At 45.0% G+C, this 23,939-nt stretch carries 24 protein-coding genes and 1 pseudogene; 2 read left to right on the forward strand and 23 right to left on the reverse strand.

Features of this window, described 5'->3' with window-relative positions; translation table 11 throughout:
• Window positions 1–401: 401 nt before the first annotated feature.
• The 10 genes and pseudogenes from mobP3 (AB1I49_RS07585) to AB1I49_RS07630 all read right to left on the reverse strand — a co-directional run bounded on the left by mobP3 (AB1I49_RS07585) (window position 402) and on the right by AB1I49_RS07630 (window position 11,663).
• Window positions 402–1,931: a MobP3 family relaxase gene (gene mobP3, locus AB1I49_RS07585; RefSeq protein WP_407720583.1), complete on the reverse strand. Its 1,530-nt coding sequence runs from the start codon at window positions 1,929–1,931 to the stop codon at window positions 402–404.
• Window positions 1,924–2,334, reverse strand: coding sequence for a ribbon-helix-helix domain-containing protein (locus tag AB1I49_RS07590; protein ID WP_201426585.1), 411 nt, complete (start codon window positions 2,332–2,334; stop codon window positions 1,924–1,926). Before AB1I49_RS07590 ends, mobP3 (AB1I49_RS07585) begins: the two co-directional genes overlap by 8 nt.
• A 246-nt stretch (window positions 2,335–2,580) precedes the next feature.
• On the reverse strand, window positions 2,581–3,510 hold the full coding sequence (locus AB1I49_RS07595; protein WP_201426584.1) for a S66 peptidase family protein: 930 nt from the start codon (window positions 3,508–3,510) through the stop codon (window positions 2,581–2,583).
• Window positions 3,511–4,311, reverse strand: a pseudogene (locus tag AB1I49_RS07600) (class I SAM-dependent methyltransferase).
• A gap of 999 nt (window positions 4,312–5,310) precedes the next feature.
• On the reverse strand, window positions 5,311–7,023 hold the full coding sequence (locus AB1I49_RS07605) for a hypothetical protein (protein ID WP_407720584.1): 1,713 nt from the start codon (window positions 7,021–7,023) through the stop codon (window positions 5,311–5,313).
• The gene (locus AB1I49_RS07610) at window positions 7,016–7,351 is read right to left on the reverse strand and encodes a hypothetical protein (protein WP_407720585.1); all 336 of its coding nucleotides are present in this window, start codon (window positions 7,349–7,351) and stop codon (window positions 7,016–7,018) included. The genes AB1I49_RS07605 and AB1I49_RS07610 overlap by 8 nt, the downstream gene beginning before the upstream one ends.
• A gap of 15 nt (window positions 7,352–7,366) precedes the next feature.
• Window positions 7,367–8,092, reverse strand: coding sequence for an ABC transporter ATP-binding protein (locus AB1I49_RS07615; protein WP_407721657.1), 726 nt, complete (start codon window positions 8,090–8,092; stop codon window positions 7,367–7,369).
• Window positions 8,093–8,115: 23 nt separating this feature from the next.
• Window positions 8,116–8,808, reverse strand: coding sequence for a hypothetical protein (locus AB1I49_RS07620; protein WP_316610861.1), 693 nt, complete (start codon window positions 8,806–8,808; stop codon window positions 8,116–8,118).
• Between the two features lie 52 nt (window positions 8,809–8,860).
• Entirely contained in the window at window positions 8,861–10,921 is a 2,061-nt protein-coding gene (locus tag AB1I49_RS07625; RefSeq protein ID WP_407720586.1) for a dockerin type I domain-containing protein, read from the reverse strand.
• A 73-nt stretch (window positions 10,922–10,994) separates the two neighbouring features.
• On the reverse strand, window positions 10,995–11,663 hold the full coding sequence (locus AB1I49_RS07630; protein WP_330055334.1) for a hypothetical protein: 669 nt from the start codon (window positions 11,661–11,663) through the stop codon (window positions 10,995–10,997).
• Window positions 11,664–11,896: 233 nt separating this feature from the next.
• Between AB1I49_RS07630 and AB1I49_RS07635 the strand changes: the two genes are divergently transcribed.
• Together AB1I49_RS07635 and AB1I49_RS07640 are read left to right on the forward strand one after the other, a co-directional pair.
• On the forward strand, window positions 11,897–12,490 hold the full coding sequence (locus AB1I49_RS07635) for a response regulator (protein WP_316632204.1): 594 nt from the start codon (window positions 11,897–11,899) through the stop codon (window positions 12,488–12,490).
• Complete coding sequence (locus AB1I49_RS07640) at window positions 12,487–13,695, forward strand: sensor histidine kinase (RefSeq protein ID WP_407720587.1); 1,209 nt, start codon at window positions 12,487–12,489, stop codon at window positions 13,693–13,695. The genes AB1I49_RS07635 and AB1I49_RS07640 overlap by 4 nt, the downstream gene beginning before the upstream one ends.
• A gap of 451 nt (window positions 13,696–14,146) precedes the next feature.
• Here the strand turns inward: AB1I49_RS07640 and mobP3 (AB1I49_RS07645) are convergent, their stop codons facing one another.
• The 13 genes from mobP3 (AB1I49_RS07645) to AB1I49_RS07705 all read right to left on the reverse strand — a co-directional run bounded on the left by mobP3 (AB1I49_RS07645) (window position 14,147) and on the right by AB1I49_RS07705 (window position 23,933).
• Complete coding sequence (gene mobP3 / locus AB1I49_RS07645) at window positions 14,147–15,523, reverse strand: MobP3 family relaxase (RefSeq protein ID WP_407720588.1); 1,377 nt, start codon at window positions 15,521–15,523, stop codon at window positions 14,147–14,149.
• The gene (locus tag AB1I49_RS07650) at window positions 15,516–15,926 is read right to left on the reverse strand and encodes a hypothetical protein (protein WP_407720589.1); all 411 of its coding nucleotides are present in this window, start codon (window positions 15,924–15,926) and stop codon (window positions 15,516–15,518) included. The genes mobP3 (AB1I49_RS07645) and AB1I49_RS07650 overlap by 8 nt, the downstream gene beginning before the upstream one ends.
• Window positions 15,927–17,223: 1,297 nt before the next feature.
• Window positions 17,224–17,493 carry a hypothetical protein gene (locus AB1I49_RS07655; protein WP_407720590.1) on the reverse strand — a complete coding sequence of 90 codons (270 nt, stop codon included), beginning with the start codon at window positions 17,491–17,493 and terminating at the stop codon, window positions 17,224–17,226.
• A gap of 20 nt (window positions 17,494–17,513) precedes the next feature.
• Window positions 17,514–17,876 carry a helix-turn-helix domain-containing protein gene (locus AB1I49_RS07660; protein ID WP_407720591.1) on the reverse strand — a complete coding sequence of 121 codons (363 nt, stop codon included), beginning with the start codon at window positions 17,874–17,876 and terminating at the stop codon, window positions 17,514–17,516.
• Window positions 17,876–18,205, reverse strand: a complete 330-nt coding sequence (locus tag AB1I49_RS07665) for a type II toxin-antitoxin system RelE/ParE family toxin (protein WP_407720592.1) — start codon at window positions 18,203–18,205, stop codon at window positions 17,876–17,878. The genes AB1I49_RS07660 and AB1I49_RS07665 overlap by 1 nt, the downstream gene beginning before the upstream one ends.
• 327 nt (window positions 18,206–18,532) lie before the next feature.
• Window positions 18,533–19,096, reverse strand: a complete 564-nt coding sequence (locus AB1I49_RS07670) for a hypothetical protein (RefSeq protein WP_407720593.1) — start codon at window positions 19,094–19,096, stop codon at window positions 18,533–18,535.
• A gap of 15 nt (window positions 19,097–19,111) precedes the next feature.
• Entirely contained in the window at window positions 19,112–19,600 is a 489-nt protein-coding gene (locus AB1I49_RS07675) for a DUF5684 domain-containing protein (protein WP_216523784.1), read from the reverse strand.
• A 117-nt stretch (window positions 19,601–19,717) separates the two neighbouring features.
• Entirely contained in the window at window positions 19,718–20,812 is a 1,095-nt protein-coding gene (locus AB1I49_RS07680) for a hypothetical protein (protein WP_407720594.1), read from the reverse strand.
• A 25-nt stretch (window positions 20,813–20,837) separates the two neighbouring features.
• Window positions 20,838–22,136 (reverse strand): M56 family metallopeptidase, encoded by a 1,299-nt coding sequence (locus AB1I49_RS07685; protein ID WP_407720595.1) that lies wholly within the window; start codon window positions 22,134–22,136, stop codon window positions 20,838–20,840.
• A 1-nt stretch (window position 22,137) separates the two neighbouring features.
• Window positions 22,138–22,500, reverse strand: coding sequence for a BlaI/MecI/CopY family transcriptional regulator (locus tag AB1I49_RS07690; protein WP_316613178.1), 363 nt, complete (start codon window positions 22,498–22,500; stop codon window positions 22,138–22,140).
• Window positions 22,501–22,690: 190 nt separating this feature from the next.
• Window positions 22,691–23,182, reverse strand: coding sequence for a hypothetical protein (locus tag AB1I49_RS07695; protein WP_316613179.1), 492 nt, complete (start codon window positions 23,180–23,182; stop codon window positions 22,691–22,693).
• A gap of 14 nt (window positions 23,183–23,196) precedes the next feature.
• The gene (locus AB1I49_RS07700; protein ID WP_407720596.1) at window positions 23,197–23,721 is read right to left on the reverse strand and encodes a hypothetical protein; all 525 of its coding nucleotides are present in this window, start codon (window positions 23,719–23,721) and stop codon (window positions 23,197–23,199) included.
• Window positions 23,718–23,933, reverse strand: coding sequence for a helix-turn-helix domain-containing protein (locus AB1I49_RS07705; RefSeq protein ID WP_316610986.1), 216 nt, complete (start codon window positions 23,931–23,933; stop codon window positions 23,718–23,720). The genes AB1I49_RS07700 and AB1I49_RS07705 overlap by 4 nt, the downstream gene beginning before the upstream one ends.
• Between the last annotated feature and the right edge of the window lie 6 nt (window positions 23,934–23,939).

Consider the following 23,939-nt stretch of genomic DNA (forward strand, 5'->3'; position numbering starts at 1 on the left):
ACACTACGTGTATAGTAAAAAGGGCATATGCTATGGGCGAATATGGATATGACTGCTATCGACCTGTAAAACGGGCTGTCTCTCACAAATCGCGACAAACGCCCAACACCGTGCAAACAATCCGTTCGGGTACTTTTCTCGCCTTTCTCTAACAAATCGCACACAGGGCGATACACGGCTAAACAGCGCGTTTATTGCTCGCAGTACCGTTTTTTGGTTATCGCTCACTATAGCCGAGCACAAACATAACCTTCAAACACCTCTCAATACGGGCTATCGCTTACAAACCGCGACAAACGCTCAACACCGCGCAAACACTTTTGGTCGGGTACTTACCCTACTTTCCTCAACAAATCGCACACAGGGCGACACACGGCGAAACAGGGTGCTAACCTCGTTGTTCACATAGAAAGACCGTAATATTCTTCGTCTTCGTCATCTACGTTATCATCATAATCGTTATCATCGTTATTCAGATAGTCAGAATATGCGTTGTCGAAATCATATTCGATTGACGGCTGAGCATTCGATTCTTCGACAGCCTGCTCATTCTCCTGATTCCCAAGTGAAATCAGGTAATCAAGCATAGTCAGGATACCCTCTGCGGCTTGGCTGTCATAGACTTCTTCATTGATACCACTGCTGTCTGCACCTTCTTTCTGACCGTGAGCCAGCTTTTTCTCACGGATTTTATCTCGTTCTTTGCTGTCAGTCAGGGGCATCATCTTATTGAGCTCATCCAACCTTTTTCCGGCGATGCTGACGATTTGTTTCGCCAACATAGAGAAAAGAAATCCTATACGGGCAGTATTTACAGTCATCTGTGCGTTGAAATTCATGCTCAACGCCGTCCTGATAAGCATATTTTTCAGAGACCGAAGCTCGGGATTCTTCTCAATAGGTACGTCTGGTTTATCTTTCGTATCATAGTAAAGACTTAACTTTTCGCGGTTGACCTCATTCCACTTTGCATAGATTTCAGATAAATCACCGTCTTTGGCGAACTCATGCAGAGCGAAATCCACCAGCTTTTTTGTCTTTCTCGGCAGATAGCCGTAGAGCTTCTTACCCTTCTGCTGCTGAACTTCATCACGGATTTTTCTCAGTAGCAGTAAATAATAATCGGAGTTCGGGATCGATTGCCGTTTTTGAATCTTCTGTAACTGATCAGCCAACTGCTCTTTCAACTGATTCCGATAGCCGGTTTCTATCGTCGCCAGCTTGTATTGCTCGTCGCGGAAGATGTCCTGACCGAAGGCTCGTCGCAGTTCTTTAATACCTTTCTCAGAGAGAAAACCCTCCTGCCCTTTTGATAAAATGATCAGATGGATATGCGGATGGTGAGTCGTATTATGGAAAGCTCCGTACCATTCCAAATCCTCCACCTTGATTCGGTGGGCTTTTGCAATCTCATTCATGTTGCGGCGAACAAGATTTTTCCACGCTTCTGCATTGTTGAAATGCAGACGTTCCGCGTCCTCACGCCGCAAACTGACCACCTCCGTCCAGATAACACCGTCGTGATTGGCGACCCGATCCGCAACGGTATCAAGGTCAATCGGCATATCGAATTGCGTAAATAATCCGTGAGAGCCGAGTTTTTCAACGCCGGGACGGTTGGAAATATAGCTAACCAAACCTTTCAATTCATCAGCACGGTCGGCGTATCTCTCCGCAACTGCATTCAAAAACTCGTTAGCATTTTCTCTGGTGGGCATTGCATAGTAGTCATCATATTCAAGAAACTTTTTGCTTTCCGGGAACTGCTTTACCACAGAAAGAATAAGATCGTGCTGTTGCGATGAGGCAATATTGAATCTCTTGCTGTTTGGTAGCTTTTCAACGCCTTCACGGGTTGCCATATATCTGATGAGATCAGCCATATCTTTCGCGCTTTTTTGAAAGCGACATGAAACAATTATCTTAGCCATTTTCTTCTCCGTTGATGAAATCTCTTGCCTTTTCCAAGTCGAGAACGCCGTTATGCTCCGCGACAATCTGTTCGGAAACATCATTCAAATAATTCAAAGCGTAGTCGTTTAGCTCGAAGTTACGCGCAGAAAGAATATTGCTTTTGCTCACTTCAACCGCCAACTTGAACAACATCTCACTCAGGTTTTCTTCAAAGCGTGACAAAACCAGCTTGATGTTTTGACTGATGATCGGCGACAAATAGCTGACGCTTCCCTTTTGAGCAAGAAAACCGAGGTAGTAATCTACCGCCTCGCGCACCAATGAACTTCGCGAGTAGCCCTGCTCCTTTGACATGATTTCATCCATCTTTTCCAACTGATCTTTTGTAAAACTGATAGTAACCTTCTTGTATTCTTCCATAGTTTCCTCCTAAAAATATCTCCGTTCACACAAACGCCGCAAATACTGAGGAACCCCTCAGCAAACGTTGCGCGTGTTCGCCTAAAACTGCATAACGGTCGGCTCTGCCGTCCGATGTCTTTCGCGGGCCGTCCCCAAAAGGACGGCTCGCTTTTACCTGCTTCCAATAATCACCGGCGTTTTTGGCTATAAAAAATCCCCTTGCCGTAGCAAGAGGATAACTATCATTTCGTTATTATCTCAAATCTAATGATTGATAATTTCAATTATCGGATTAGCGTTCGCTTCCATTCTCACCCTGCCGCCTATCGGGAAGGTTATCATCGGGAAAACGTGTCCGAAGTCAACACCAAACATAACAGGAATGTTTTTTGGCAATTTGTCGGATATAATTCTTTTGATAACATCCGCGCTCATCTTGCAGCTATCGTCAAATCTGCCGAACACAATGCCTTTTATTTTTTCTTTGCCATAAGCCTGCAGCAATGACTGAAAATTACGGTCAAATTCATAAATGAAATGATCGCCCATAATGTTGTCATCTTCAAGGAATAAGACTATATCGTCTGCTTGTGGCATAAACTGTGTGCCTTGCAGTAGATTAAGCGTACAAAGATTACCGCCGATTATCGCGCCTTCACAAACACCTTGTTGAATGATTGTATATTCTTTTGCGATTTGAGATGGTTTCAGCGTTAAGCAGCCCTCGTTCATCACGCAATCAAAGAACGCTTTTTGTGTATACTCCGGCTCTGTTTCAAAACCAAAGGTGCTAAAATGAGCTCCGTGATAGATGATGAGTCCGGTCTTGGCATATATGGCATTGAGCAAGGCAGTAATATCTGAATAGCCGCATAGAATTTTAGGGTGTTGTCGGATGATTTCATAATCAATATGTTCTAATATTTGGTTCACATTGAAGCCGCCGATTGCCGTCAGAATTGCTTTAACATTGCTATCGAGAAACGCTTCGTGTATATCCTCGACTCTGGATTGTATTGACGACGAATTATAATCGTCTATTTCCCGACTGTGCTTTGAAAAGGAAATATAAAAGCCCTGTTGTTCAAGGCAATGCAAAGCCTTGTTGAATATTTCGTCACGAACAATCGCTAAACTGCGTGACGGAGCGATGACTCTTATCTCGTCGCCTTGATTTAGTTTTGGAGCAAACACTTATCTCACCTGCACTTTCCTCAAAATATCCAAGCTGTGATTGGTAGCGCCTATCAAATCCTGCCGTTCGCAGGTCGCAAAGTGATAGGACAGCCATTTTGCAAAGGTTTAGTCGTCAAATTCTTCGAGATACTCACGAATATACCGGCTTGCGCCATCGGTTGCGACAAGCTTTATACGCTCAACGGGAACAGCTGCGTTCAGGCGCTCTATATCCTCAACACGCACCATTTCAAACAGGTCTTTCGGTTCGCTGATACATTTCCAATCATCGGTAATCATATTCAAATCCATAACGGATTTCAGCTGATTACAACCAAAAACATATTGAATAACCGTCGCTTCGTTCATACAATAGGCAACCAAAATGTAACCGCCCGGCTTTGTGATCCTGACAGCTTCTTTTAGTGCGAAAACTTTATCTTTCTCGGAATACAGATGATACATCGGTCCGAGCAGGAGCGTAACATCATAGGTGTTATCATCCAGCATATTCAAGTCAAGCGCATTACCGAGAAAGGTTTTGATGTTTTCGCTGCCGTCGAGTTTGCTTTTGAGAATGTCAAGATTATGTTGCACCAATTCAACAGCAGTAACATCATAACCTTCTTTGGCAAGGGTAACGCTATATCTTCCGGTGCCTGCGCCGATTTCAGCAATTTTGCAGTCCGCGGTCAGCAGCGGATCTAAATAGCGGCGTGTAGTAAGGTATTCCACTCTGCCAAGACGATTGTTTTCAAGCCTTCCGTCCTCATCGTATTCGTTGTAAAAGTTTTCTAAGAATTTGTTATCGCCAATCATTACTTTTAACCTCATATTTATTCCTTATCTTTTTTATTCTATCACGAATCGAAAGCTATGGCAATACCAACTCCATAGCAGCCAAATCGCAGCCGCTGAAAAAATTATCAATAGACGTGTGAAAAAAACGTGCCCAAGCAGCGGTCAAAGACCACGAAAAACACGTGTGTGTAGTGCAGCATAGTTTATCATAACGGCATTCCCTGTCGCGTGCGAAAGCAGTATGTTTCCGGACAAAATCTTTTAAAAAGAATTGCGATTCCGCGTTTTTGTCCAGAAAACATCTTGACAAACACACGTGTATGTGTTATTATATTTTCTGCAAGTGACACGCGTTCATTTGCAGCGATTACATATTTAGGGGTATAGCTCAGTTGGTAGAGCAGCGGTCTCCAAACGTCAACCGCAACTTGATTTCCCTCATGATTACTGGATTTCTCAGGCTTGAAACTTCGGTTTCAAGCCTTTTTTCGTGTTTGTAATTTTGCAAGTCGTTAAAGTAATTTATGCAAAATCGAGGCCAAAACCGGCAAAAGATTTCGGAACAGCATCAAAAGACCAGCAATATTTCATTAGTCGATGAAAGGCTGTTTTCCGATGTCTGAAAACGTCTGACTGATACTTTTTAGAGTTAGTTCAACTCAAATTTCATATCGGTCTCGCCTATTGAGAAGCAATTCAATATATCCATAATCATAAATCTAAATTCTATCCCAATAAAGATTAAAACGCTGCACTCAACAAGTAATGTCAAGTACAGCGTTCGTAGTTTAAACTGTAAGTGATTTCAACCCATCGTCAGTTATTTCAGCACGGCAAAAAATAGCTTTTCTTTGTTTATGCGTCGCAAAATTTGACCTTTAACTCTGAGGTTTTTCCACTACTATATGCTGCTAAATATACAAAAGAATTATTTAAACTTCCGCAGTAATAATCTATATAATCTGAAGAAATAATTGCTTTGTCATGTCCTGTTATCCAACTATTAGCTGCTGAAAGTTATTCGATCACCGTCAAACTCTTTTCCGCTTTTTTGACGGAGGTTTTGTTGAGCGCTGCAGCGATCACTAAAACTATGAGCGCAAAAACCGCAGCCGTGACAGCAGCGATCGTCACCGTTGTGCTGTTAATGAATATCGCGGAAAGCTCCGGGATCATCGCAATGATAATGAGAACAAACAGAGCGATATACATTACAAATCCGATGATAAGCGCAACGGCGTTTATACCGCCCAGTTTGCGCGATATTTCCGTTTCGCTGTCCCGAGTGAAAACCGGACTCTTGGCATTGCTCACGAGCATACAGTTGACAAAGATCAAGTTACAAAGTACACAGACGAACGCACTATACAGAAATACCCAGCTGCCTGTGAATGTGACGATGCCTGTCGCAATACAAACGATACCGAGAATCAGGATGTACGGCACGCTTCCGAGCGAACAGATCAGCATGGCAAAGCGGAGCTTGCTTTTGTAGTAATCCTTAAAATCAAGCGGCATGGCACGTAAAATATAGAAGCTGCCGCCCTCGCGCGAAAAGGCGGTTCCGGGCAAATTATTGAAGCCGCAGGCAAAGCAGGACGCCGCAACACCGAGAAAGATCGCGCAGATCAGCGCGGCGCTTGTGTCAACAGAACCGGCGGTGCTGAAAAGTGCGTTTTTACCGAAAGCGAACGGCAGAACAAAAAACAGCGGCCAGATAAAGGTCATGGCAAAACCGTAAATCATATAAGCCGGATTCCTGTGCGCATTTTTCGCCTCGTAGGAGGTCAGCGCTTTCAGAGCGCTGCGCTTCTTCCGACCGGAAAGCATGCTTTTTTCGACAGGCTTTTTTGCGGAGCCGGTATTTTGCATGGAGAGCGCTGTGGACAGATAAAACAGCTTGATAACAAGCAAGGCGAAAGCGATAGCTGCAGCGGTAATGCCGAGACTGACGAACAGTCCTATGATACTTCCGTCGAACATAAAGCCATTCATAAACGCGATGTTCGGGAAGTACTCGGATAAACCTGAAAACGCCGAGAGGGCGCTCAAAGCAGCGTCAGGGGAATCATTGCTGTTGAGAATGCTGCTGACGATCAAATATCCGACTGTCAGCACGAGCGTCAGGATACCGCCGATCGCTACCATGATATCGCGATTTCGGATAAAGCCGCAGCATTTGAAGATCACGACTGTCAGCAGCGCGGCGATCGCAAGACCGGTCACGGGAATAAGGACGCTTGAAAGCACCGTGCCGATGTAAAACGCCGCGCCCATTCCCGCACGCAAGCCGAACCCGAAAAAGCTCGCGTTGATCAGTATAACGCTCAGAACTACCGGAAACTTCAAGGTCACGGTCAGCTTGGCAGTCACGATCTGACCCGCCGAAAAAGGCATGGGCAGCAAAACCGGAAGATCGTCCGCCGTGTACAGCACAGTGACAATGTTTTTGACCGATAGCACAAGGCTGAGCAGAAACAGTATCATCATCAAAACATTTGTAAAGTCTTTAAGGGAGATGTACGGCGAGATCAAGGGTTCCGCAAAGTAAGCCGCCGCTGTCAAAGCCGCCGTCAGGAATACCAATCCGACATCGGCAAATATTTTTGCCGCCCTCGGTGAGATCAGCGCTTCACTGCCGCCGATCTTTGATTTGCCGTTGCATTTTTCCAAAACAGAAATGAGCTTTCTCACCTTGGAAAACTCGCCGGTGCCTTTTTGATCACTCATCGTCGGTCATCTTCTTGCATTTTGACGCAACAATAAAGTAGACGACTACCATAAGAATAATGACGCCGAACAAGATCAACTTGATCCACAAGGTATCGTCAAGAACCTTTTGAAACTCGAGAAAATCGATAATACATTCTCCGATCAAAAAGAGACCGACAACGATATACATCAAGACATTGATAAGCTTGTAAGTGCGCGCGCCTTTCTTTGAATACGAGGCGATTTTCGCCTCCTCGCCTTTTGTGAGTGTGCCGGTGAGAAGGATCTTTATACCGAAGATGATCAAACCGATTCCAAAAACTCCAAACGCAATAGACATAATCATTTTTACTACCTCCGATTACTCTTTTGTTTCTGTTAATTCAAGAAAAATGTTTTCCAGTGAAGCATTTGATTTGTGCGTAGCCCTCAGTTCATCAAGGGTTCCGCAGTACAAAAGCTCTCCTTTTTTGATGATGCAGATCTCGTCGCACAGCTTTTCGGCAACCTCGAGCACATGTGTTGAAAAGAACACCGAATTCCCTTTTTTTACGTGCTCGCGCATCATCTGTTTGAGCTCAAATGCCGACTGCGGATCGAGGCCGGTCAGGGGCTCGTCTAAAATCCATACGGACGGATTGTGGATCAGCGCGCCCATGATCATTATTTTTTGACGCATTCCGTGAGAATACGAGAGGATCGTGCCGCTCAGTGAGTCGTAAATGCCGAAGCGTTTGGCGTAATCCTCAATGAAGGCGGCTCTTCCGTCTAAGGACGTATCATAAATATCCGCCATAAAATTCAGATACTCGATGCCGCTGAGTCTCAAAAAGTGATCGGGGCTGTCGGAAACATAGCCAAACTGACTTTTCGCCTTTTTTCCGTCCTTCTGAATGTCGATCCCGTTGATCGTAATGGAACCGCTTGTCGGGCGTATAACGCCCGTGATCGCTTTGATCGTTGTTGATTTACCGGCTCCGTTGTGGCCGATAAATCCGGTGATTGCGCCGTCTTTCGCGGTGAACGAGATATCGTTCACAACGGTTTTATCGCCGTACTTTTTGGTGTAGTTTTGTACGCAAATCAGTCAGATCATCTCCTATAAAAGTTTTAATACCAGTTGTAAAAATAATAGTTTCCGCCGTGATCGGCGATAAAGTAATTGATCATTGTTGCGTATCTTGACTCGCTGATCTCGGTATCGTTATACTCGAAAACATATTGTTCATAAGGCTTCCACTCGCCGCCGCTTGGCGTGTATCTGGTGATCTCGGTGATCTTTCCGTTTTCCTTTTTGACCTCAAATTTTCCCTGCTCTTCATATCCCGTATCCGAATACACCGCGGACAGGAAGCTGACGATACCGTCGTCGTCATAATCGGCGGAATATATGCCTCTGAACCTCACCCAATTCTTTTCTTCACCCTCAGACCATTTCGTGTAAATGCCGGTGTTGGTAGTTCGCTTCAGCAGACCGTTTTCGGTAGTGACCGAAACAGAATCCATTTCCTCCTTCATAACGTCGGGAGTATATCCTTCGCCTGACATAAAATCATCATGAAGAACCATTGTAAAGTATTCTCCGCCGTTGCCGTACTGGTACATTTGTTTTTCCGTACTGCTGCTGTTGAGATGTTTCATATCATAATCGTAAACTCTGCCGTCGTTGTATTTCACAGTGGTTATTGTATTATTTGTAAGATCGGTCTCGGTTCGGGTCGCAGGCTTTTCGCCGTCAAAAGTGTATTCAAATACTGTCTTTACAGGTACGGCATCCTCGTAATTTTCGAGGTTTTCAATCATGACCGGATAGGCGTTTTCGTATTCGAACGACGTTGTCAGCGCGAGCTCCCAATCATCGTATTGATAGTCCCAGCGATAGCAATCGACGCTCTTTTACAAGAGTGTGCGCCGTATCGGCCGTCTGATTCATTTTTTCGCCCGTTTTGCCGCAGCCGGTCGTAAATTCGGCTACGTATTTCTGAATACAGGTGGTGTCAAGAACGGAGACCCTGCCGTCGCCGTTTACGTCGGCAAGCTGCTTTTGCAGGTTGGTAAAGCCGATAAGGTCGATCGCCGCCTTTTGGATCAGCGTCGCGTCGGCTATGGTCACATTGCCGTCGCCGTCAACATCGCCGTACACCGGTCCGTTATAGATGGTATCTATCTTGCGGCTGATATCCTCTATATCATACAGTCCGGAGTAATCAATTGTTTTTGTGCCGTCATCGTTGGCCTTCTGCTTTGTCAGGTCAAAGTCGAGCTCAGCGCCGTTGTCAACGTCTTTGTTGTCCGAGGTAATGAACTTATTATAGCTCGACATCGTGTAGAAAAACAGCTCGGGAGTATACGCGATAAACAGCGAGCAGGCGCCGCCTCCGCTTCTTTCGCCAAAGATCGGGAAGCCCGCGTCCTTTGCCAGGCAAGGAAGCAGATTGCCGCAGGAGTACGAAACCTTTGATGTGATAAAAGCATATTCAAAATCATAATATACACTCTTGTCGAGGTCGTTGATCTCTCCGTCTAAATTCAAATCCATATCGTTATCAACTCTTGAGAGGTTGCCTGTAAGAGTCTGTATTTTTCTGTAGGATGCTGTATAACTGTCTTTGTCTTTGTTTGTGATCATAGCCATGATATACATAACGACCGCCGCGTTGCCGCCTGTGTTGCAGGACAGGTCAATAACAAAACGCTTAATACCGTTTTCCTTTGCGTAGTCAAGAGACCATTTGAAATTATAAACCGCCTCGTTAACAAACGAGTCAAAGGCGAAAACAGCTGTGTCTCCCTCAATATAGAGCTTTGACGCCGACTTATCATCCCATGCTTTGACAAGCTCGTAGTTCTCGTATTTACCACTTCTGTATTCTGCCATATTTCTGCTTTTCTGACCGGAGGCAAGAGTTTTCATCACATAGTTCATCGCTTGTCGGTCACGGAAGTCCTCTAAATCGACTATTCTGTTGAGCTCATCATTTAATGCGTTACCCGGGGTAATAAGCGTTAATACCGCAGGATAATTTACCGCCGTATGACCTCCGTCGTAAAACGCTTCTCCGAGATAAGCCGTTCCGAGAACATAATCAACCATATTTTCCGATAGAAGCAATTCTTTTGCGCGACGGGTATCGTCATTGTACTCGTCCAGAGCTTTGTCAAAGCCTTTTTCTTCAAGCATCGACGCGATCTCAGCCTGACCGGGTCTGCCGTAAAGCTTATCAAACGCGAAGCAAAGATCGTTATAAGTCAGCTCGACCAGATCCTTGCTGCGCACGAGAGAATCATAAACCATCGAGTTTTTGAAATAACAGGTTCCCATAACTATATCGGAAGTATGAATAAAATAAATGTTGTCCTTGTAATACGCCGCCGTATTATACGTCGCGCCGAAAATAAGTCCGATCGACGACACGGGGAAATAGGTTTTTCCGTCATATTCGATAATATCGATTTTATAAGGCGAAAGGTCAAGATCGAGCCCGTTTATTTCTCCCTCGTTGACAGGCGCGTATTCCTTGAGGTAAGGCACGTCCATTTCGGTACCATCCACGTTTGACTGAGCCGAGATAAAGACCTCAAAACAATCGAAATGAAGCGTATCGTGTTGGGGGTCGATAACCATTGTCCCCTTAGGATTGGTTATCGTGTAGGTGCCGTCCGCGTTTTTTGATTCGGATGGCTCGTCAACATATATGTGCTTTAAAAAATCAACCGTAGAAATGAACGCCATATCGGGCATGGAGCTTTTGAACAGACATTGCATCGTCTCGGTATCTCCCATGTTATAGATATGCGCCGTAAGGTCTTTCGCAGTGATCCCGTCTCCGGTTGCAGACGCAGTCATCGGAGCCGCCACACTCAGCAGCATAACAAGGACAAGGGTCACACTGACAGATGATAGTAATTTTTTCATTTTCATACCTCCGTGATAAACAGACAAGGCGTTGCCGCGCCCGACAGACGGGGTAACGCCGTCATAAAGATGATTAGTTTTCTGCCAGCATCTTCTTCGCTTTTGCGAGATAGATCAGCTCGAGACTATAGATGAACACGGTAAACAGCGCCGAAAGACCGGACAGCCAGTTGATAACGCCTGCGCCGAAAGAGGATGTATATGCGCCGAAGCGAATCAATATACTGAGGGCCAAAGTGATAAGGTAGGAAACGACGATCGTGGTAAGGATGCTATGACCTCTCTTGACCATATCGGGTCTGTTGCACTTCGCGGACAGATTCATCAGACCGCCGATCATGAAGAGCGCAACAAGCATATTCAACACAGTGGCAATCGACGATAAAACGGTGCCCAGACCGCCGAGGAAGCCGGTCTGATTCTCAAAGAACGCGGCTACGAATGCAAACAGAGCGCTGAATACGGCACAGAGCACCGCTCTCTTGATTCCTTCCTCATCCTTTGCCGCCTGAATAAAGCCGATGATGTTCATGATCCCTGCGACCAAAAGCGCGATACCGGAAACGATCAACAAAGCGCCCGAAACGGCAAGCAGAGTTGTACCGACTGAATCACCGGTTTCTTGCGAAGCTCCGATCAAGCCCGGAATGAGTCCGGCTCCGCCGATCAAGGCAGCGATCAGTGAAATGATTTCGGCGTTAAAGATCTTTTTCACGCCTTTTGCTGCATTTGGGAATTTCATATTATTCTCTCCTTAGAGTAAAATTTATATAAAAAACGTAAAACGTTTATTATCTAAAAGCGGGTTCCCATCCTTTGTTTATAAAATGACTCAGTTTAATTCTATCACAAATACGCCATAAGACAATAAGATGTGTCAGAGCGTGACATCTTCTTTTGGAATGGTGTTGTATTTCAAAGGCACATCCCTTATAATAAAATAGATACAGTATACTTCCATGAGAGGAAACGCACATGAAGGATTCCTTTGCCGATACCCTGAAACAATTCAGAACTGAAAAAAATCTGTCCCAGCAGCAGCTCGCCGATATGCTGTTTGTGGAACGCAGCACGATAGCAAACTGGGAGACGGGACGGCGGATCCCCGACGCTGTTCTGCTGCTGCGGATCTCCAAATGTTTAGATATGGACATCAACATTTTATTGGAAACGATCGACAACACCGTAGAGGAACCAAACATCATTATGGTTGATGACGAGAGTATCATTCTAAAGGGCGGTATGTCGGTGATCGGTCATTTGCTTCCCAACGCTTTGGTCACGGGCTTTACTTCTCCGACAGAGGCGATCTCATTCGCCAAATCCAACCGCGTACATCTGGCTTATGTCGATATCGAAATGGGCAAGCTCAACGGGCTTGAACTGTGCCGTGAGCTGCTGAAAATCAATCCCCGCACCAACGTGATCTATCTGACCGCCTACCCCGATTACGCGCTGGAGGCGTGGGATACCGGCGCCTGCGGCTTTGCCGTAAAACCCCTTTCCGCCGAACAGGTGCGCGATCACCTCACGCGGCTGAGATTTCCGATAAGGGGGCTGCGGCTATGATGGATTGGACGACATATTTTTCTGCTGTGATAGATTTGTCGACCTTATTGCTCGGTGTGCTCGGAATACTGATCACTTTTATCCTGCGTGATACCGAAAGTCAGTGGCGGAGGTTTTGCATCGTATTCTTTTCCGCGATGATATTAAAAATGGCTGCCTCTCTGATCGGTCAGCTTGCCGATCTGTATTGGAAAAATATACCGCTTCAAACAGCGTGTGATTTCCTCGGCGTTTTGTTTTCATCTACCATTATTCCGCTGTTGACGCTTTACATCTTACGCTGTTGTTCGCAGGAGCCCCGCCAATCATTCCTGTGGAAGCTTATCCTCATCCTTTGGGGATTATCCGCAGCGGCAGCCGTCGGCGACCTGCTGACACGAACGCTTTTTGCTGTTCCGACGCAGGACGGCACAGAGCAAAAGCGTTGGTTGATACTGGTTTATCTGTTTTTTACGGCAATCAGCCTGATCGTCTGCTTTGTCGCGGTGATCCGCAGAAGAAAACAGCTTTCAAAACTCCAATTCATTCTCATATTGGTATATTTGCTGGCGCCTGTTTCTGTCATGCTGCTCGCGATGGAACTGATGCTGTTTGTCGATCAGGGAAAGCGGTATGTCAAGCAAAAGGAAGAAATCGCTAACCAGAAGGTAAGACTTGCCGTACTGCAAATGCGTCCGCATTTCATCTACAACACAATGACGAGCATTTACTATCTGATCGAGCAGGATGCGGCTAAGGCACAGAAGGTAACGCTGAACTTCACCAATTATCTCAGAAAGAATTTTACGACGATCGCCAAGGAAAGAACTATCCCGTTTACCGAGGAGCTGGAACACACAAAAGCGTATTTGTCCGTTGAGCAGGTGCGCTTTGAGGGTAAGCTGTTTATGGAGTTTGATACTGATTACACGGATTTCAGACTTCCTCCGTTGACCCTGCAGCCCATCGTGGAAAACGCCGTCAAGCACGGAGTTGACCCCGACCTTGATCCGCTTACCATCTATATTCAAACCCGAGAAGTAAAGAACGGCGTTGAAATAACCGTTGCCGACACCGGACCGGGCTTCGGCGCGAAGGACAACGACGAGCCGCATATCGCTTTAGGGAATATCCGCGAAAGGCTCGAAATGATGTGTAAGGGAAAAATGGAGATCGCTCCGCGCGACGGCGGCGGTACCGTAGTCAAAATATATATACCTCAATAACGAAGCTGCATTGAAAGCAAAACCGTTATTTCGATCCTATTGAAAGAAACCCGAATCAACCGAGAGTATAACGAAGCGCTTGACGGGTATTTAAAATATTCAGACTATCTTATAGTAAAAAGGGCGTCTGCTATAGGCAAAAATGGATATGACTGCTACACCTGACAAAACGGGTTGTCTCCCACAAATTGTGACAAATGCCCAACACCGCGCAAACAATCCGGCCGGGCACACACTTGTCTTTGCTCAACAAATCGCACACAGGGCGACACACGGCGAAACATAGTGCTAACCTCGTTGTTCACATGGACATACCGTAATATTCATCTTATTCATCTGCATCGTCTTCATCAAAGCCGTCATCAGCTTCATTCAGATATTCAGAATAGTCGTTGTCGAAATCAAATTCATCTTCAGTTGATACAGATTCTTCAGCATCTTGTGTGCTGTCCTAATTGCCGAGCGAAATCAAGTAGTCAAGCATAGTCAGGATACCTTCTGCGGCTTGGCTGTCATAGACTTCTTCATTGATACCGCTGCTGTCCGCTCCTTCTTTCAGCCCATGAGCCAATTTTTTGTCACGGATTTTATCTCGCTCCTTGCTGTCGGTCAGGGGCATCATCTTATTGAGTTCATCTAACCTTTTGCCTGTGCTGCTGACGATTTGCTTTGCCAACATAGAGAAAAGAAATCCTATACGGGCAGTATTTACAGTTGTCTGTGCGTTGAAATTCATACTCAACGCTGTTCTGATGAGCAAATTTTTCAGCGACCTCAACTCTGTATTCTTCTCAATAGGTACATCAGGTTTGTCCTTCGTATCATAGTACAGGCTGAGTTTTTCGCGATTAACCTCGTTCCATTTGGAATAAATTTCAGATAAATCACCGTCTTTGGCGAACTCATGCAGAGCAAAATCTACCAGCTTTTTTGTCTTTCTCGGCAGATAACCATAGAGCTTCTTACCCTTCTGCTGCTGTACTTCGTCACGGATTTTTCTCAACAGAAAAAGATAATAATCTGCGTTGGGAATCGATTGCCTTGCCTGAAGCTGCTGCAACAGGTCATCCAACTTCTCTTTGAGCTCGTTTCTGTAGCCGGTTTCTATCGTCGCCAGCTTGTACTGTTCGTCACGAAAGATGTCCTGTCCAAAGGCTCGGCGCAGTTCTTTGATTCCCTTCTCGGAGAGAAAACCTTCTTGACCTTTCGAGAAAACAATCAAATGGATATGCGGATGGTGCGTTGTATTATGGAATGCGCCGTACCATTCCAGGTCTTCCACCTTGATTCTATGGGCTTTCGCGATCTCGTTGATATTGCGACGAACAAGATCTTTCAACGCTTTGGCATTGTTAAAATGCAGTCGCTCGGCGTCCTCGCGGCGCAGACTGACTACCTCTGTCCAGATAACGCCGTCATGGTTGGCAACTCGTTCCGCTACCGTATCGAGGTCAATCGGCATATCGAATTGCGTAAACAATCCGTGCGAGCCAAGCTTTTCAACGCCGGGACGGTTGGAGATGTAGCTGACCAAGCCCTTCAATTCATCCGCGCGGTCGGCATATCTTTCAGCGACTGCGTCAAGAAATTCATTGGCATTCTCTCTGGTGGGCATTGCGTAGTAGTCCTCATATTCAAGAAACTTCTTGCTTTGAGGAAAATGTTTTACCACCGAAAGAATAAATTCATCCTGTTTTGAGGATGAGAGATTGTATTTCTTTGTGTCCGGCAGCTTTTCAACTCCCTCGCGGGCAGCCATATACCTTATGAGGTCGGCTATATCTTTTGCGCTCTTTTGGAAGCGACACGAGACAATAATCTTAGCCATTTACTTCTCCATCGATGAAATCTCTCGCCTTTTCCAAGTCGAGAACGCCGTTATGCTCAGCGACAAGCTGTTCAGACACAGCGTTCAAATAGTTCAATGCGTAATCATTCAGGTCGCTGTTACGGGCAGAAAGGATATTGCTTTTGCTCACTTCAACCGCCAACTTGATAAGCAATTCACTCAGATTTTCTTCAAAGCGTGACAGCACCAACTTGATATTCTGACTGATGATTGGCGACAAATAGTTGACGTTCTCCTTCTGAGCGCGGTAACCGAGATAGTTATCCACCTCCTCACGCACTAAAGAACTGCGTGAGTAACCTTGCTCACGCTTCATGATTTCGTCTAATTTATCGAGCTGATTTTTTGTAAAACTGATTGTAACTTTCTTATATTCTTCCATATGTTCCTCCATAAAAATTCTTCGTTCACACAAACGCCGCAAATACCGAGGACTACCTCAGCAAACACCGCATGTGTTCTCCTAAAACTGCACAACGGTCGGCTCTGCTGTCCGATGTCATTCGCGGGTCGTCCACCAAAGGACGGCTCGCTTTTACCTGCTTCAAATAATCACCGGCGTTTTTTCGCCTTTTTCGTGTTGCGGGTGATTAATGCTTTTTTCTTCTGCCATAATTGAAGAGTTGCCGCCTGTGGAAAGCATCCACCGCCTGCTTTATCGGCAGAATCCTGTACATCAGGTTTCCGTTTCGTAAAACCCCGTCGTGTCGCTCCACGATAGTACGCTTCGTTTCGATGAGATCCTTCTCCTCTAGCAGCCTCACATATTTCATTACCGTATTTTTACTCTTCCCAAAAATTATGTCAAGAGTATTTCCTGTCGATTTCTGTTATATAGCGACACTTTGTTTTTCCTATTCGTATTACCCAGCCGCATCGCAGCCGTTGAAAAAAGACGTGCGGTTTTCTACTCAGAAAACGCAGTCGGGCAGTGGTCACAGACCACGACAATGACGTGCGATATTCGGGTTTGGCACACGCGATTATGGATAGAATGAAATGCGCATGACGTGCGTATCACACGCGGTAATACAAGTTCTTACTCAAATCAGCGTTTTCGTGTTGAAAAACGCTTGACAAAACCGCGTGTCTGTGGTATCATATTTCCTGCAAGTGAGCGAGGCTCACCACGCAGCAACAGAACATTTAGGGGTATAGCTCAGTTGGTAGAGCCGCGGTCTCCAAACGTCAACCGCGGCTTAATTTCCCGCATTATTACTGGATTTCTCAGGCTTGAAACGTCGGTTTCAAGCCTTTTTTCGTGTTTACAATTTTGCAAGTTGCTAAAGTAATTTATGCAAAATCGAGGTCGAATCCGGCAAAAGATTTCGGAACAGCATCAAAAAACCGGCATTTTTTCATTAGGTTGGGAAAGGCTGTTTTCCGCTGTCTGAAAATGTCTGACTGATACTTTTTCGAGTTAGAATAACTCCAATTTCAAAGCTCTCTCACCCATCGAAAACTAATTTAATTTAACACTCATCATAAATCAAAATTTCTTCTCGATAAAGTATAAAACGCTGCACTCAACAAGTAATGTCAAGTACAGCGTTGCCGATTTAATTGTAAATGCTCACAACTTGCCGTCAGCAATTGCAGCATAGCGGAAAATGAACTATAATCGGGTTTTCGTTTGAGGGGAAAATTGCTTTTCTTTGTTTATGCGTCGCAAATTTTGACTATTTTATTTCCGATAAATCTTTCGTGTATCGCTCTTCGTTGAACGGGATTTTATATTTCATTGTATCATAAATGTGATTAGTGACTATGACCGCGATTTTTTCTTTTGCCTGTTGCTTTGTATAACCCTCTGACAGCAACCGATTAAATGTTATATCCGTAATCGGTGGATTGTTATCTCTCATTTGGTTTTCGACAACTTCAATAATCAACTTTCTTAGTCTCGGGTTGTAACCGTATTCCTCATCACCGGTAATTCTTGCTTTCATCTCGACAACCTCTCTCCTATTTACGCATTTTGAAGCATCTGAACAATTGACGGTTCTTGTTGAATGAGAAACAATAGTTTTTTAGCGGTCGGCGTGGGCGTAGATTTTCCACCCTCCCATGCTTCTACGGTTCGTGTGGAAACGCCGAGCAGTGCTGCGAAAGCTTTTTGCGTCAAGGACAGCGAATGCCGAAGCTCGGAAACGTTAATTTGCGGAAGTGAGCTTTTGCGTGCAAACGTATCCGCCGCAGCCTGCCCTTTTTCAAACGCCAAAGCTTCCTCCAAGCCGCTCTTAACACCCTCAAAAAAGTCTATATTCTTAAAATTATCTTCAATTTCTTCCATTGATAAATTGGTTTTGAAAGTATATTCAGCCACCATCATCACTCCTCTTTTATGGCGTCAATCAGCATTTGCAATTGCTTTTTCTGTTCCGAAGTCAAATCCTCCTGAACATTTTTCGGATATGCGAAAAGCAGATATAATCGTTCTTTTGTCAGTATATCGATGTAAATCACCCTCGCGCCGCCGCGCTTTCCTCTGCCTTCCAATTGAATTCTCAGCTTACGCGCACCGCCCATACCGGGAATTTTATCTCCCTGTTCGGTGTTATTCAACAGAATAAGCTCCAGCGTCTTCGTATCCTCATCTGTTAAGCCCATTGCTTTCCAGCAAGCTAAAAACGGCTTGGTGTACACAAATTCTCTTGTCAAAGCTCCACTTCCTCATACGATATTTTCGTAGCCTTTGTAATTATTATATACGATATTCTCGTAGGTGTCAAGGATAAATATTATTTCATATGCCAAAAACATGCCCGACAGCACATTTAGCACCGCCGGGCAAATTTTATTTTTCGTTACAAAACACTTCCGCTATCAGCCTGATTCTCAAAAATCACCGAAGTCGCGCAACTTAACCTACTTTCTCAAACAAATCGCACACAGGGCGACACACGGCGCGACAGGGAGTTTATTACTCATAGTATTTTTGCTTATAATATTTGCTGCAAAATAAAACTATCCATAATTGAGCATAATTTACACCCAATATTTCAAATTTTTTAACACTAATATGAAAACAAAAGCAAATACGCTTAAAAAAGCCAAAATCATTGTGACTAATACCAAATAATCGAACACCGGCATTGAATACACCACTTCACCATGATTGCGAATGATTCGGTAGTAGCCTAACATATTTGATTTTATATATACATCGCCTTTTTCCGACTCGAAATGATTGATTCGGCATATTGCGCTATATGTTTGTGTGTCTTTCTCTTTTCGGGTTTCGTTGCCTTGCAAATCAAGATAATACGTATTATTGTTTGCCGAAAGAACGATCTCCTGTCCGTTTTTGATTGTGAAAGCATAATCGGTATACTGTATCGGAATATTGTTTATTAGCTTCTGCTCTTTATATACCTCTATGCTATGTTCTTTTCCGATATAAAGATTGTCGCTTGAATCAACCGCATATCCTTTCAGATTCACAGTTACCCGACCTGATAATATCATCAGGAAACAGAAAAGAACAATCGGAGCAACAATACAGATGAATATTATAACAGGCTTCCAGCTTTTTAGCTTTATTTCATTCATATTACCACCGATTTACTAAATCAAATTATTTAATTCCGATCTGCTGAGCCCAAGCATCATAAAGAAAACCGGCGGAATAAAGGTAAGACCTACTGCAAAACCGGGGATCCTCCCAAATGCTCTCGCAAGGCGGTTGTTCAGCTTAAAAAGTATTACAAACTCCGATACAAGCGCACCTATTGCCGCGAATAAAATAAATATAAAGAACGAAGCTCTTATTATAGGCGTTTGGCTGAAAAGCTCGGAAAATCCAAGCACGGGAGCTATAAAACACAATGCGAAGTACACGGCAAAGATCGCAATATATGCCCAAAACAGCTTGATAGTCCAGAGCTTGCGGAACAAAACGCTTTCGCTGTAAAACGGGATAATTCCCTTCCAGCCGGGCAAGCCCATCTTTTTGAATACAAGCCAGCGTCCGACAGCGGTTGCAATCAGTTCCGCGCCTATGAATAAAGCGTAGATGATCACTATTACTGCCATTTTCATTTCTTCACGGTACATTCCAATAATCCTCCCACTTTTTGAAAACAGATTGTTTCGCGGCTATATCACACTCGCCGCAGCCGAGCAGGAAACTGTGCTTCCAAGTATTCCGATCAATGCAAACTTCCCTGAGCGTTAGTTATCCTTTGACGGAAGCTCGAGCTTGTCAAACACACTTTGGTCTATCTCGCGATCGATTGCGATCATAATCGTATTGATTTCTTCAACCACATCGCCCGAGCCGTTCTTCTCAACTCTGTTAAGCATAACTCCGTTATCCTTGTTTATCTCGGCGGTGTAGGTGTGGCTGTGGGTGTTGTAATCGGAATATTTGCCCTTGATTATGAGCTCGTTTTTGCTGTTATCTACCGTTACCGAAACGTCCGTGCTCTCCTTGATTTTATAAAGGCAGAAGTACCACGGGTGATAGTGCTCCTCGGTGTTTATCAGCCCTATGCAGTTGTGGCGCGGAATGTACGCGTTATAAGATATTTCCTCAATCTCTGAGATATCCTGTTTCAGCATATGCGCAACATCGACATATTTCATAATATCGTCGGTCTCTGCGCCGCTGTTCAACCTCGCTTCATCCGAGACGGTATTGACTTGGTTCAATAAAGGCGTATGAAGCAAAGCGCGCGCTTTGTTCGCGACCGCTTCGCTTTTCAGAGCGGTGTAGTCAAAGGCGAGTTTTTCGCTCTGTTCATTTGAGAAAAATCCCTTCATATGATAATCGCCTTCGGCACAGACATATTGGGTCGGGGTTATTCGTTTCTTGTCCTCATCGACCTTGAAAACTATCTCCTTTGCCTTTTCGCTGCGGCGGTCGGCGAGATAACAGCACAGGTTAACCGTTCGGTTTTCGCGCTTAACATAGACCGCCTCGATGGTGGTAAAGTAGTCAAAGGAGTTGCACATCCTGTCCGTGATATAGAGGTCGTTTTCGTCCTTGTGCTGCAGGGTATCGTCGAAGGTGCGCGGCTTTCTGGCGTAAACATCAAAGTTCAAACCGTATTTGGAAAGCATTTCGTAGTCGGTGGTGATGACCGGCTCAGTAACGTCGATTTTATCGCCGACAGGCACGTCAGGCGTGTTGTCGACAGCTGTGGTTTGTTCCGCAACAGTTTCCGTCTGCGGCGGATTTTCGGATTCCGTATTATTGCCGAACTGACAGCCTGCAAACAAAGCACAGCAGACCGCCGCGAGCAGTAAAATATATTTTTTCCTCATTTCATATCACCCTTTTTTAGAATAATCAGCTCAATGGATCCCACTGAAAAACATTGTTTACCTTCGCGTCCGTGTATGGGTCAAAATTATTATCCGAGTAGCTGTTATGAATGAGATCACCACTGCCGGCATAACCGTTTCCATTTAAGCTAAGGCTGTTCATCACAGACTCTCTGTCAAACTCCTGCGGCTCAAACCAACGGTTAGTTACGGTACCTTCGGAGTCGCCGGAGCTGTCCTCTCCGTAAGTATAGCTGTATGGTGCATCATAGATCTGACTGTCATTGGCTGCGAATTCATACACTTCCTCGATTTCCTCATTTTCAGTCGGTGCTTGCGTGAAAGCTTCCGTCGGAGGCTCGGTGATCATCTCTGTGGGTTCCTCTGTCGGAAAGGTATTCTCGCGGCTCTGCACCGGCAAGGTCGGCTCCTGAATCGGACTGAGCGATCGTGAGATCCGCGCTGTAACAGGGGTTGTCAATAAAAACACAACGACCGCCATTGTCGCAGTCACGGCAAAAATGACTTGATAAAACTTCGGTTTATTATATCTCAGAACACTTTCTATACGCTTTTTTACAGGGTGCTCACCGAAAGCGAACGGACACGCCGCCACGGCAAAGCACTTGGCGCTGCATTCAAGCAACACTTCCGAATATTCCTTACGCTCTTTCAGGGGCAATGACTTTACCGCTCTTTCATCACAGGCAAGCTCTGTATCGCGTGAAAACAGGAAATACGCAAGCCATACGAGCGGATTGAACCAATGCACACTGAGAATCAGAAAGGCAAGCGGCTTCCACAGCGTATCAAGCCGTTTGATATGCGCACTCTCATGCAGAAGCACATACCTTTTCTCGTTGTCATTGAGCGTTGAAGGGATATATACCTTCGGGCGAAATATTCCCAACACAAACGGCGAGCCGATGCGGTCACACACAATCATTCCGTTTTCGTCGGGGATATTTTCACTGACCTTACATCGCAGACGAAGATAGCTGACAATCATATAGATAATCATCGCCGTGGCTCCTGATATCCACACGAAAAACAAAAGCTCGGTGAAAATGAGTGTTTTCGTAGGGAATGAGCTTGACTGCCGTATGATTCCGCCGTCAGCAATTAACCGCTCAGGCTCCGGTACGATGCTGAACACAGACGGCACGAAAAGAGGAACGCTCAAACGCAATCCCGCCAACGCCCACATAATCAGTCGTGATTGCTTCGGCACTCCCCTCAGCAAAAGCCGCAAAATCATCACACCGAGTATGACAAAGCCGCCCGAGTAGCTTAGCCTGAGAAGGGTTGCGACAAAAACGTTCATCTCAGTCCTCCGACAAGCTATCGATCAGCCTTTTCAATTCTTCCGCTTCTTCCCTGCTCAATCTGCGCTCACTCGTAAACGCCGCTAAGAATTTTGGAAGTGAGCCGTTAAAGGCACGGTCAACATAGTTCTCACTCTGCATCGAGTAAAACCTGTCACGCGGTATTTTTACGCTTACAAGCTTACCGTCCTTCTGAAAAATTCCGCGATTCGACAACCGTTTTAGCACTGTGTAGGTAGTGGTGCGTTTCCAGTTGAGCTCTTTTTCGCAAAGGGCGATCAGCTCGTTCGTCGTCAGCGGAGCGTTATCCCAAATGATGTCCGCAAACCTCGTTTCTACAGCCCCAAGTGTGTAATTTTCCACTGCTTCATCTCCTTTGTCTACATCATTTCGACAATTATAGTCTACTACCTATCGACGAGCTTGTCAAGTGTTTCTTGGCAAAATTCATCATAAGACTCGGCGGAATTATTTGCGTATTCTTTGTTATAGCGCCGCCAAAAATGAGATGCGTCCAAAATCGCCGATGTCGTGAAACAGGGCGCAAAAGCAGCTACCACGAAATCCACTCAAAGGAACTGTTATCGGGGTATTCGGATTCAAACGCTTCGATACTGTATTTCTGCAAGTCATACCGGATATCAGCGTCCTCTGTTACTTCGATTCCTAAGCTGTTGGTATAGGAAACCGTCGGATATTCGGGAACAGTAAAACTGCTGATATCCAAAACATAATACACGTTGTCCGAAAGGATAAACAGCCGATCATTTTCAAAGGCTGCTTTTTGAAAATCGGCTTCCAGTATCCGCTGCTCCTTGCCGGATTCACCATCAAGATACAAGCCCACATAATCCTCGCGTCGTCCGCGTGCATACGAAAGGTGGACGTTATGATCATAAATGTAATCCGCACCATTTCTGCCGTATAGAATCCTCAAGTCTCCGTCCTGACTCTCAAAAACAGATTGCAGAAACATTCCGATCGGTTTGCAGCCGGATAGAATCAGAACGATTGCAACAGCCATGATTATGATGCGTTTCTTCATATTGGCTACCTCCTTTATTCGATTGTTTTGCAGTTAATCCACCTGTACCGTTCCTGATTGGGATATGCTTCCTCAAATTCATCAGGCGTATATGTGTGATAGAAATTATTGTTCACAAATTCGTGTAATCTCACGTAACTCACACCACCATTTTCTAAATCCAAGCCGTCTTCTTCTGTCGTGGGATAATGATAATCATCAAGATCAAATACATGATATACGCCGTCACAGAGGATAAATATTTTACCGTCTGTATGGACATACTTTTCAAAATCGCCGTAGACAAGCGTTATTCCGCCCATAACGTCATCTTTTTCTCCCAGCACCTTTAGTTTGTCTTTTGATAGTTGAGCAAACTCGCCATGAGTCGGGTGCTCTAAGGTTGCTTTATCGCTATAGTTGAAAAAATTACAATCTATTCCGCTGTAATCCTTTGCTCCGTCCAACGTATAACATCCATAACACGCAGACAGCATTACGCCAATAAGAGTAATTGACAAAACAGATAGAAAACCGGTTATCAATTTTTTCATCATCATTTCTCCCTATTCCGATATTCGAGCAAATCGCCCGGCTGACAGTCAAGCGCTTCGCAAAGCTTTTGCAGTGTGGAGACCTTTATCGCTTTTGCTTTACCGTTTTTGAGTATAGAAATATTCGCCATCGTAATGCCCACGCGATTTGACAGCTCCGTTACACTCATTTTTCGTTTGGCGAGCATTACATCTATATTAAATATGATTTCACCCATATCCGT

Source organism: Ruminococcus sp. NATIVEDY160, from assembly GCF_045819885.1.
Taxonomy (GTDB): Bacteria; Bacillota; Clostridia; order Oscillospirales; family Acutalibacteraceae; genus Ruminococcoides.

Coding starts and splice junctions, on each gene's coding strand:
- AB1I49_RS07625 (WP_407720586.1), bottom strand. CDS start 10,921: ATGAAAAAATTACTATCATCTGTCAGTGTGACCCTTGTCCTTGTTATG.
- mobP3 (WP_407720588.1), bottom strand. CDS start 15,523: ATGGCTAAGATTATTGTCTCGTGTCGCTTCCAAAAGAGCGCAAAAGAT.
- mobP3 (WP_407720583.1), bottom strand. CDS start 1,931: ATGGCTAAGATAATTGTTTCATGTCGCTTTCAAAAAAGCGCGAAAGAT.
- AB1I49_RS07650 (WP_407720589.1), bottom strand. CDS start 15,926: ATGGAAGAATATAAGAAAGTTACAATCAGTTTTACAAAAAATCAGCTC.
- AB1I49_RS07660 (WP_407720591.1), bottom strand. CDS start 17,876: ATGATGGTGGCTGAATATACTTTCAAAACCAATTTATCAATGGAAGAA.
- AB1I49_RS07655 (WP_407720590.1), bottom strand. CDS start 17,493: ATGAAAGCAAGAATTACCGGTGATGAGGAATACGGTTACAACCCGAGA.
- AB1I49_RS07605 (WP_407720584.1), bottom strand. CDS start 7,023: ATGAGTGATCAAAAAGGCACCGGCGAGTTTTCCAAGGTGAGAAAGCTC.
- AB1I49_RS07685 (WP_407720595.1), bottom strand. CDS start 22,136: ATGAACGTTTTTGTCGCAACCCTTCTCAGGCTAAGCTACTCGGGCGGC.
- AB1I49_RS07695 (WP_316613179.1), bottom strand. CDS start 23,182: ATGAAGAAACGCATCATAATCATGGCTGTTGCAATCGTTCTGATTCTA.
- AB1I49_RS07590 (WP_201426585.1), bottom strand. CDS start 2,334: ATGGAAGAATACAAGAAGGTTACTATCAGTTTTACAAAAGATCAGTTG.
- AB1I49_RS07630 (WP_330055334.1), bottom strand. CDS start 11,663: ATGAAATTCCCAAATGCAGCAAAAGGCGTGAAAAAGATCTTTAACGCC.
- AB1I49_RS07610 (WP_407720585.1), bottom strand. CDS start 7,351: ATGATTATGTCTATTGCGTTTGGAGTTTTTGGAATCGGTTTGATCATC.
- AB1I49_RS07705 (WP_316610986.1), bottom strand. CDS start 23,933: ATGGGTGAAATCATATTTAATATAGATGTAATGCTCGCCAAACGAAAA.
- AB1I49_RS07635 (WP_316632204.1), top strand. CDS start 11,897: ATGAAGGATTCCTTTGCCGATACCCTGAAACAATTCAGAACTGAAAAA.
- AB1I49_RS07640 (WP_407720587.1), top strand. CDS start 12,487: ATGATGGATTGGACGACATATTTTTCTGCTGTGATAGATTTGTCGACC.
- AB1I49_RS07680 (WP_407720594.1), bottom strand. CDS start 20,812: ATGAGGAAAAAATATATTTTACTGCTCGCGGCGGTCTGCTGTGCTTTG.
- AB1I49_RS07675 (WP_216523784.1), bottom strand. CDS start 19,600: ATGTACCGTGAAGAAATGAAAATGGCAGTAATAGTGATCATCTACGCT.
- AB1I49_RS07620 (WP_316610861.1), bottom strand. CDS start 8,808: ATGATTGAAAACCTCGAAAATTACGAGGATGCCGTACCTGTAAAGACA.
- AB1I49_RS07700 (WP_407720596.1), bottom strand. CDS start 23,721: ATGATGATGAAAAAATTGATAACCGGTTTTCTATCTGTTTTGTCAATT.
- AB1I49_RS07670 (WP_407720593.1), bottom strand. CDS start 19,096: ATGAATGAAATAAAGCTAAAAAGCTGGAAGCCTGTTATAATATTCATC.